Source organism: Deltaproteobacteria bacterium, from assembly GCA_009930495.1.
Taxonomy (GTDB): Bacteria; Desulfobacterota; Desulfovibrionia; order Desulfovibrionales; family Desulfomicrobiaceae; genus Desulfomicrobium.
Window position 1 is genome coordinate 1 of sequence record RZYB01000122.1, and the last position, 8,386, is coordinate 8,386.

11 protein-coding genes are annotated in these 8,386 nt (G+C 60.9%); 1 reads left to right on the plus strand and 10 read right to left on the minus strand.

Annotated features, from left to right (window positions below; all coding sequences use genetic code 11):
• On the minus strand, positions 1-1,268 hold a 1,268-nt coding region (gene secA / locus EOL86_10155), incomplete at its 3' end, for a preprotein translocase subunit SecA (GenBank protein NCD25933.1).
• A gap of 148 nt (positions 1,269-1,416) precedes the next feature.
• On the opposite strand from secA, the gene EOL86_10160 reads away from it, so the two are divergent.
• Positions 1,417-1,986 carry a cysteine hydrolase gene (locus tag EOL86_10160; GenBank protein NCD25934.1) on the plus strand — a complete coding sequence of 190 codons (570 nt, stop codon included), beginning with the start codon at positions 1,417-1,419 and terminating at the stop codon, positions 1,984-1,986.
• Between the two features lie 63 nt (positions 1,987-2,049).
• Here the strand turns inward: EOL86_10160 and smpB are convergent, their stop codons facing one another.
• The 9 genes from smpB to EOL86_10205 all read right to left on the minus strand — a co-directional run.
• Complete coding sequence (gene smpB, locus EOL86_10165) at positions 2,050-2,517, minus strand: SsrA-binding protein SmpB (GenBank protein NCD25935.1); 468 nt, start codon at positions 2,515-2,517, stop codon at positions 2,050-2,052.
• Between the two features lie 17 nt (positions 2,518-2,534).
• On the minus strand, positions 2,535-4,313 hold the full coding sequence (ptsP, locus tag EOL86_10170; GenBank protein NCD25936.1) for a phosphoenolpyruvate--protein phosphotransferase: 1,779 nt from the start codon (positions 4,311-4,313) through the stop codon (positions 2,535-2,537).
• Complete coding sequence (locus tag EOL86_10175) at positions 4,310-4,588, minus strand: HPr family phosphocarrier protein (GenBank protein ID NCD25937.1); 279 nt, start codon at positions 4,586-4,588, stop codon at positions 4,310-4,312. The genes ptsP and EOL86_10175 overlap by 4 nt, the downstream gene beginning before the upstream one ends.
• Before the next feature lie 8 nt (positions 4,589-4,596).
• The gene (locus EOL86_10180) at positions 4,597-5,436 is read right to left on the minus strand and encodes a 3-keto-L-gulonate transporter (GenBank protein ID NCD25938.1); all 840 of its coding nucleotides are present in this window, start codon (positions 5,434-5,436) and stop codon (positions 4,597-4,599) included.
• Complete coding sequence (rsmI, locus tag EOL86_10185; GenBank protein ID NCD25939.1) at positions 5,348-6,181, minus strand: 16S rRNA (cytidine(1402)-2'-O)-methyltransferase; 834 nt, start codon at positions 6,179-6,181, stop codon at positions 5,348-5,350. Before rsmI ends, EOL86_10180 begins: the two co-directional genes overlap by 89 nt.
• Positions 6,132-6,536, minus strand: coding sequence for a YraN family protein (locus tag EOL86_10190; protein NCD25940.1), 405 nt, complete (start codon positions 6,534-6,536; stop codon positions 6,132-6,134). Before EOL86_10190 ends, rsmI begins: the two co-directional genes overlap by 50 nt.
• Complete coding sequence (locus EOL86_10195; GenBank protein ID NCD25941.1) at positions 6,518-7,123, minus strand: ribonuclease HII; 606 nt, start codon at positions 7,121-7,123, stop codon at positions 6,518-6,520. The genes EOL86_10190 and EOL86_10195 overlap by 19 nt, the downstream gene beginning before the upstream one ends.
• Before the next feature lie 30 nt (positions 7,124-7,153).
• On the minus strand, positions 7,154-7,501 hold the full coding sequence (locus EOL86_10200; protein ID NCD25942.1) for a 50S ribosomal protein L19: 348 nt from the start codon (positions 7,499-7,501) through the stop codon (positions 7,154-7,156).
• A gap of 49 nt (positions 7,502-7,550) precedes the next feature.
• Positions 7,551-8,386 (minus strand): tRNA (guanine(37)-N(1))-methyltransferase (locus EOL86_10205; GenBank protein NCD25943.1); only part of this gene is annotated, 836 nt, incomplete at its 5' end.

Genomic DNA, 8,386 nt, shown 5'->3' on the forward strand with positions numbered 1-8,386 from the left:
TCCTCGACGATGGCCTCGAACTTTTCCTTCTGCGTCTTGAGGATGACATCGGGAAAATCCTTGCGGACCATGACCTTGTTGGGCGGAGCGACAATGACTTCCAATCCGTAGATCTGCTGGAATTCCACGGCCTCGGTGTCGGCCGTGCCGGTCATGCCCGACAATTTTTCATACATGCGGAAAAAATTCTGAAAGGTGATGGAGGCCAGGGTCTGGTTTTCGGCCTCGACCTTGACTCCTTCCTTGGCCTCCAGAGCCTGATGCAGGCCGTCGCTGAAGCGACGCCCCGGCATGAGCCGGCCCGTGAACTCATCGACAATGACCACCTGGCCGTCCTTGACGATGTAATGATCGTCCCGGGTGAACAGATAGTGGGCGCGCAGGGCCTGCAAAATATGATGCTGCACGGTGATATTGGCCGGATCGAACAGATTGCCAACCCCCATGATCTCCTCGCAATGCCCCACGCCCTCGTCGGTCAGGACCACGGTCCGGGCCTTCTCGTCGATGCTGAAATCCTCGTCGCGCGCCAGCTTGGGAATGATGGCGTCGATGCGGGCATACATGGACGTGGACTTTTCGCCCGGCCCGGAAATGATCAGCGGCGTCCGCGCCTCGTCGATGAGAATGGAATCCACCTCGTCAACGATGGCGAAGTTGAGCGGACGCTGCACGAGCTGGTCCTTGTAGAACTTCATGTTGTCGCGCAGATAATCAAACCCGAACTCGTTGTTGGTGCCGTAGGTCACGTCGGCCCCGTAGGCGATCTGACGCTCGGCGTCGGTCAGGCCATGCACGATGACGCCCACGGACAACCCCAAAAAAGTATAGAGCTTGCCCATCCAAGCCGCGTCACGGCTAGCGAGGTAATCGTTGACCGTGACCACGTGCACGCCCTTGCCGGACAGGGCGTTCAAGACCACGGGCAGGGTGGCGACCAGGGTCTTGCCTTCGCCGGTCTTCATTTCCGCGATCTTGCCCTGGTGCAAAATCATGCCGCCCATGAGCTGCACGTCGAAATGACGCATGCCCAGCACTCGCTTGCTGGCCTCGCGGGTCAGGGCGAAAACCTCGGGCAGCAGATCGTCCAGGGCCCGACCGCCCGCGACCTCCTCCCGATACCGCCGGATGCGTTCCGGAAAATCCTCGTCCGTCAGGGCGAGCAGGCCCTCTTCCAAGGCGTTGATTCTGGCCACCATGGGCCTGAGGGATTTCAGATAGCGCTCGTTCCTGGACCCGAATATCTTCTTGGTCAAATAACCGATCATGAATACTCCCGACTGTGTCGTCTTGGGGATACACGTCTTCTTGCCGGAACCCGGGCTTCCGGCTAAAGAACGCGGCAGGTTTCACGCCCCAGCCGCGAGGTTCGCACTAGGGCAGATTCAGGGGATTGACAACCGCGCGAGGACAGCCATGCACCAGACAGCCCTGCTCATCATTGACATGCAACACGATTTCGCCGTGCCCGGCGGCGCCTGCGAGGTTGCCGGAGCCCACGCGACCATTCCCGTCATCCGCCGGGTACTGACCCGTTTTCGGGAACTGGAATGGCCGGTCTTGCACATCGTGCGCGAGTACCGCGCCGACGGTTCGGACGTGGAAATCTGCCGCCAGGAGGCATTCGACAAGCGGCCCATGGTCGTGCCCGGTACCCAGGGCTGCCGCATCGCGCCGGGCCTGGAACCGGTGGATGGCGAGTACCGCGTCGTCAAGCAGCGTTTCAGCGCCTTCATGTTCACGGAGTTGGATCTGATCCTGCGCCGCAAGGGCGTCACCCGCCTGGCCGTCACCGGCACCCAACTGCCCTTTTGCCTGCGCGCCACCCTGTTCGACGGTTTGAGCCTGGGCTACGAAATGCTCTTGCTGACCGACGCCACGTCCTCGAAAACGCCGGACATCCATCACGCCAACATCCGCGACATCCGCGACGTGGGCATTGCCTGCCTGACCACGGACCAATTCCTGGACCAAACGCGCGGCTAGAAAACATGCGACCGCCACTCCGGGCCGCATCTCGCCCGTGATCCGATGGGCGCGGGGCCGGCCTCAGGAACGATTCAGCTCCCGCTCCGTGTCCCGATTGATGGCCTTCTGCTTCAGATCCTCGCGCCTGTCATGGACCTTCTTGCCCTTGGCCAGGGCCAGTTCGAGCTTGATCTTCCCATTCTTGAAATAGAGTTTGGTCGGCACCAGGGTCAGACCTTTCTGCTCCATCTTGGCCTTGAGACTCGCGATCTCGTGCTTGTGCATGAGCAGCTTGCGCTCCCGGTCCGGGTCATGCTGGGCGTACCCGGCATTGGTGTAGGTGGAAATGTGCACGCCGGACAAAAACGCCTCGCCGCCGCCTGAAATACGGACATAGCCGTCCATGAAATTGACCTTGCCATCGCGCAAGGACTTGACCTCGGACCCGGTCAACATGATCCCGGCTTCGATGAAATCCAATAACTCGTAAAAATGACGGGCCTTGCGGTTGGCCGCGATGATCTTGATGCCCAGGGGCTTGGCGCACATAGCTCTTTCCTTGAAGATCAGCTGAAATCCTCGTCGAGACGGGAAGCGTAAAACATGAGTTCTTCCGGAAAACGCCGAAAAATCATGTCCCGGACGAGCTTGTTGTTGCGGGATACGGACTGGCTGGCCATGACCTGTTTCAAGAGGGCCGTGCACTCCTCCATGGAAGCCTGGCGAATGATCCGCTTGATACCCGGAATGGCGTGCGGGCCGAGGCTGATGGAATCCATCTGCATGCCCATGATGACCGGAATGCAGAACGGGTCGGCGGCCAGTTCGCCACACAGACAGACCTCGATCCCGGCCCGATGGGCCGAGTCCACGACCCACTTGATGGACCGCACGATGGCCGGATGCAGGGGCTGGTAAAGGTAGGACACATCCTTGTTGGTGCGGTCGATACCCAGCGTGTACTGAATGAGATCATTGGTGCCGATGCTGAAAAAATCAACCTCGCGCGCCAAAAAATCCGCCGTGGACACGGCGCTGGGCACCTCGATCATGATCCCCAGCGGCATGTCCTCCCGGAAGCTGACACCCTCGGCATGCAGCTCCCGCTGCACCTCGCGATAGAACTTCTTGGCCTCGACCAATTCCTGCAAGCCGGAGATCATGGGAAACATGATGGACACGTTGCCGAGCACACTGGCCTTCAAGATAGCCCGCAGCTGGGTCCGGAACACATCCCGGTTCTTCAGGCAATAACGGATGGCCCGCAGGCCCAGGGCCGGATTGCCCTCGCTGGGCGTTTGCGAACGCATCAGCTTGTCCGCGCCCACGTCCAGGGTGCGGATGACCAGCTTCTTGGGCGCGACCAAGGCGGCAAGATCCATGTAGATCTCGGTCAGCTCCTCTTCCGTGGGCATCTTGGACCGGGCCAGATAGCTGTACTCCGACCGGTAGAGTCCGATGCCCTCTCCGCCGTTGTCATTGACCGCGACCACTTCCTCGAACAGTTCGATATTGGCCAGAACCTGCACCCGGTAGCCGTCGATGGTTTCCGCCGGCAGATGGCAGGAGCGCATGATGGTCGCCTGATAGGACTCAAATTGGGCCTGCAGCTCGGTATAGCGGGCCAATTCCTCCTCGTCCGGACTCAAAATGACGCGGCCGTGAAATCCATCCAGGATGATGATCTGGCCCTCGGGCACGGTCTCGACCAAATCCTCGACGCCGACCACGGCCGGAATCTGCAGCGACCGGGCCAGGATGCCGGCGTGAGAGGTCTTGCCGCCCTGGGCCGTGGCGAAGGCCATGATCTTGTTGACTTCCAGCTCAATGGTGTCGGCCGGGGTAAGGTCATGGGCCAGAAGAATGGCGCGATGCGTGATCGCCTTGAGACCGGTTTCGCGCCCCGAAAGCTTGGCCAGAACCCGTTCGGCCACCAGACGGACATCCTGCATGCGCTGTTGCAGGTATTCGTCGTTGATGGCCGCGAAAATTTCCTCCACCTCGCCCACGCCCCGTTCCAAGGCCCATTCGGCGTTGATCTGGGCGGATGCGATATGATCCAGGCAGCGTTTCCGGAATTTCTGGTCCTTGAGCATCATCAGGTGGGATTCAATGATGGCGGCGTGTTCCTTCAAATCCTCGGGGACCAGCATGAGAATCCGTTCCAAGTCGTCGCGGGCGGCGTCGAAGGCCCGGTCCAGACGCTGGATCTCCACGGGCACGTCCACCCCGCCCACCGCCTGCCGGGCCGTCCCCGAAAAGTGACACCTGCTCAACACATAGGCTCGACCAATGGCCACGCCAGCCGAAACAGGAATGCCGTGCAGGATTTTAGCCGAACTCACCGTTCCTCTCCGAATTTTTCCTCGAACAAGCGGCTCAGGCCTTCCAGGGCCAGGGCCGCGTCCGGGCCGTGCGCGCGCAGGGTCAGTTCCGTGCCCTGGGGCGCGGCCAGGGTCAGAACATCGAGAATCGATTTGGCATCGGCCTCCGCGTCCTGGGAATGGATGGTGATGGACGCGGCATAGCGCTGGGCCTCCCGGGAAATCTTCCCGGCGGGTCGGGCGTGCAATCCAAGGCTGTTCGTAACCAGAATGACCATCTCCTGTACGTCGCCCATATCCTCTCCTACATCCCAAGCCAGTCCGGAAAACGATCCCAGGGAAACGCCAACCCCAAAAACGCGAGCGCGGCCAAGAGCACGCACCGATCCCTGGTCCGAAAGACGCTGCCAAGGGCGGCCAGCGCCGCCGCCACGGCCCAAGCCAGACGCCATGGGCCGGTACCCGGCAGGATGGCCACGGCGAAAAGCGCCAGGAGCAGGCCATTGAACCATTTGATCCGCGTGCCCCAATCGATCAGATTCCAGGATTTCAAGCGTTGCAAAAACGCCAATCCCTGGGCGTAGCCGCGTCCAAAGGTATAGGCCTTGAACACCTGCAGGCCAATCAGGCACAACGTCATCCAGGCCGCCAGCATGCCCAGATGTTCCCGGACAGCCAGATTCACTCCGACCAAGGACCACATGACCAGAAAACTACCGCCAAAAAACGAATCCCCAAGGGCGGACAAGGCATAGACCGTTGTCGCCCGCAGTTTGGACAACAGATCCGGCGGCAGAAGGCCAGCCGCGATCTTGGTTTCCATGGACAAAAAAATGCCCACCACCAGGGGCGTCCAAAAGGGATGTGTGTTGTAATGCTTCAGATATCTGTTCCTGGCCTTGCGCAGCGCCGCGCGGTCATTCCCATGCAAGGCCCGCAGACCGGGTTCCATGATATAGGACAAGCCGACATTCTGCATACCCTTGGTATTAAACGTGGAGCCAACCAAATATGTACGCAGGAAGACCCGCAGCAACACGCGCGCGTCCATTGGCCTAGTCCGCCCTGGAGCCGAGTTGCAGCAGTTCATAGATCTGCTTGACCGACCAGCCCCGGACCCGGGCCTGAACGCATCGGGCAACATCCCTGGGCTTTTGGTCGCGATCCTTCATGGTGGAAATCACGGCAAGCACGTCCTCGCGGGTCGAAGATGGCACGTCGTGGGGCGGGCCAATGACCACGGTCACCTCGCCCAGTAATTCATCATCGCATTCAAAGGGTTGACCAAGCCTTCCACTAATAAACTGCTCATGTTTCTTGGTCAATTCCCGGGCCAAACAAAATTCCCTCTCGCCCAAAACCTGGTGGGCCAGAGCCAGGCTCTCGGGCACCCGGTTCTTGCGCTCAAAGAAAACCAAGGTGGCCTGAATCTGCGTATATCCATGCAGCAGTTCCCGGGCATCACCACTTTTTCGCGGCAAAAAACCCAAAAACACAAATGGATAGGGAGGGAGCCCGCTCGCCATGAGGGCCGCGATGGGCGCGCACGGGCCGGGCACGGGCACCACAGGCAGACCCTGGGCCCGGCAGGCAGCCACCAATCGGTAGCCAGGATCGGCGATCAGCGGCGTGCCGGCGTCGGACACCACGGCCACCCGTCGCCCGTCCCGCAGCCAGTCCAGAACATCGGCGATGCGCCCGGTTTCGTTGTGCTCGTGCAGGCTGACCAGACGCTTGGGAGCGATACCGACCAGATGCAGCAACTGCCCAGCCCGACGCGTGTCTTCGGCGAGGATCACCTCGGCCTCTTCCAAAACCTGCCTGGCCCGCGGAGAAAAATCACCAAGGTTGCCAAGCGGGGTGGCCACGACCCAAAGCGTTCCGCACATCGATGATATCCTCCCAGTGTCCGATATCTGCCCGGCCATCGCGAAAAACGACCGCGATCAGATCGAAGCGGCAACTTCTGTCCCAGGATCGCTCCCGGGTCAAATACCGCGACGCGGCTCGGATCATGCGCACCTGTTTGGCCCGGCCAACAGCCTCGCCCGGCTCGCCGCGCACGGTTGTGGACCGCGTCTTGACCTCGACGAAAACCAAAGCGTCCCGATCTTCGCCAATCAAATCCAGTTCACCATCCCGGCACCGAAAATTGCGTTCCAGCACACGCCACCCTTTTTCCATCAGAAACGCGGCGGCAAGATCCTCGCCGGCCCGCCCCGTCATCAAATGCCCGGCAGACACAGGAGACGCTCCCTGGACTCCGGGCGAACGCCCCGAAAAGTCATTCGATGAATGGAACTTGGACCCAAACGACGCAACGCGCTCAAATGCTCCCGGGTTCCGTACCCTTTGTGCACGGCCAACCCATACCCGGGGTGGAGCCCATCCAGGTGACACATGAGATCGTCCCGAAAGGTTTTCGCCAGGATGGACGCCGCCGAAATGCACGGGCACAGGGCGTCTCCGCCAACCACTGTCCGCAGCGGCAGGGCGCAGGCAAAAGGACGGTTGCCATCGACGAGCACCCGACGCGGACGGACGGCCAGGGCCTCGAGCGCCCTGGACATGGCGAGCAAGGTGGCCTGCAAAATGTTGACGCGCTCGATTTCCCGTGGCCAGGAAAAACCTAAGGCCCAGGACACTGCCTGGGCCTTGATGGCTTGTGCGAGCACAGTCCGCTTTCGCGCGGTGATTTTCTTGGAATCGGTCAATCCGGGCAAATCATAATCTGGAGGCAGAATAACAGCTCCGGCCACGACCGGCCCGGCAAGACAGCCTCTTCCGGCCTCGTCGATCCCCGCCGCCTCGTAAAACTCAAAAGGCGGAATCTCGTCGCCTGTCGAGTCACGCAACGTGGGTTACCAGGACTTCTTGGTCTTGATGCGGGCAGCCTTGCCTTTCAATTTGCGCAGGTAGTAGATGCGGCTCTGACGGACCACGCCCTCGGAAATCACTTCGATGCGATCGATACAGGGCGCGTGCAGGGGAAAAATACGTTCCACGCCGACACCGTCGGACATCTTGCGCACGACAAAGGTGCTGTCCGTGGTTCCACGCTTGAGGCGCAACACCACGCCCTGAAAAACCTGGATACGCTCCTTTTCGCCCTCGATGATCCGGGTATGCACCTTGACCGTGTCGCCAGCCCGAAATTTGGGAATGTCGGCACGCAGCTGCTCATTTTCAATCTTTTGAATGATGTTCATGGTTGTCTCCTTTATCTGAAGCAGCCGATTGAGCTGCCGAGTGTGTGCGTTAGCCCGCGTCGCCCAACAGGCGGTCCACCATGATGGACGCGGCGGAGCGTACGGACAGGTGATTGTACCTATCCAGAAATCGAATAGCCCGCAACATGCCGTCGGCTTGGGCGACGACGGAACCGTGCAGGCCATGCCCCGTACCCAGGACCAGCAGAACCGGCTCGTCCCGCAACCACTCCGCCACGCGCGGATAGGTCAGGGTACCCGCCTTGGCGCTGGTGCAGACCACCTTGGGACGTCGCCCGCAACGGCTGGTGACGTCACTCACGGCACTGTCCAGCACATCGACCACCCGCACCCGGCCGAGCGCCTCGCTCCGGTCCGGATTGGCCTGGAGGCCAAGGCCGTCGCGCCAATGCCCAATCAGGGTCCGGGCCAAATCCTGCTGATCGCGGACCGGCGTGCAGACATAGTAACCGCCAAGCCCATAGGTGCATGAAACGCGCGCAATATCGTGGAGATCCAAATTTGTCAAAGAAGTTGTGATGGTCTGGCCGGATTTGTTCTCCACCGGATAGTGCACCAGCGCCACGAACAGGTTCCGGCCGCGCCGCGCGCGGTCAAGGGTTCCGAGATAACGCACGTCCTCGTTCGTCAGCGCCGCCCGGTCCAACAGGTCCGGGCGCAGGGCCAGGGTCGCTTCCAGGCTTTTTTGCCGGCGCCATTCGGCGATGCGCCCATGATGCCCCGAGGACAGCACGTCCGGCACGCCAAAACCCTCATACTCCTCGGGCCGGGTATAGTGCGGATATTCCAGCAATCCAGAGCTGAAACTCTCCTCGTCGGCGCTCTCGTCGCGCCCCATGAAGTCCGGGATGAGCCGCCCCACGG

Coding starts and splice junctions, on each gene's coding strand:
- EOL86_10200 (NCD25942.1), bottom strand. CDS start 7,501: ATGAACATCATTCAAAAGATTGAAAATGAGCAGCTGCGTGCCGACATT.
- smpB (NCD25935.1), bottom strand. CDS start 2,517: ATGTGCGCCAAGCCCCTGGGCATCAAGATCATCGCGGCCAACCGCAAG.
- rsmI (NCD25939.1), bottom strand. CDS start 6,181: ATGTGCGGAACGCTTTGGGTCGTGGCCACCCCGCTTGGCAACCTTGGT.
- EOL86_10175 (NCD25937.1), bottom strand. CDS start 4,588: ATGGGCGACGTACAGGAGATGGTCATTCTGGTTACGAACAGCCTTGGA.
- EOL86_10160 (NCD25934.1), top strand. CDS start 1,417: ATGCACCAGACAGCCCTGCTCATCATTGACATGCAACACGATTTCGCC.
- EOL86_10180 (NCD25938.1), bottom strand. CDS start 5,436: ATGTTGCCCGATGCGTTCAGGCCCGGGTCCGGGGCTGGTCGGTCAAGC.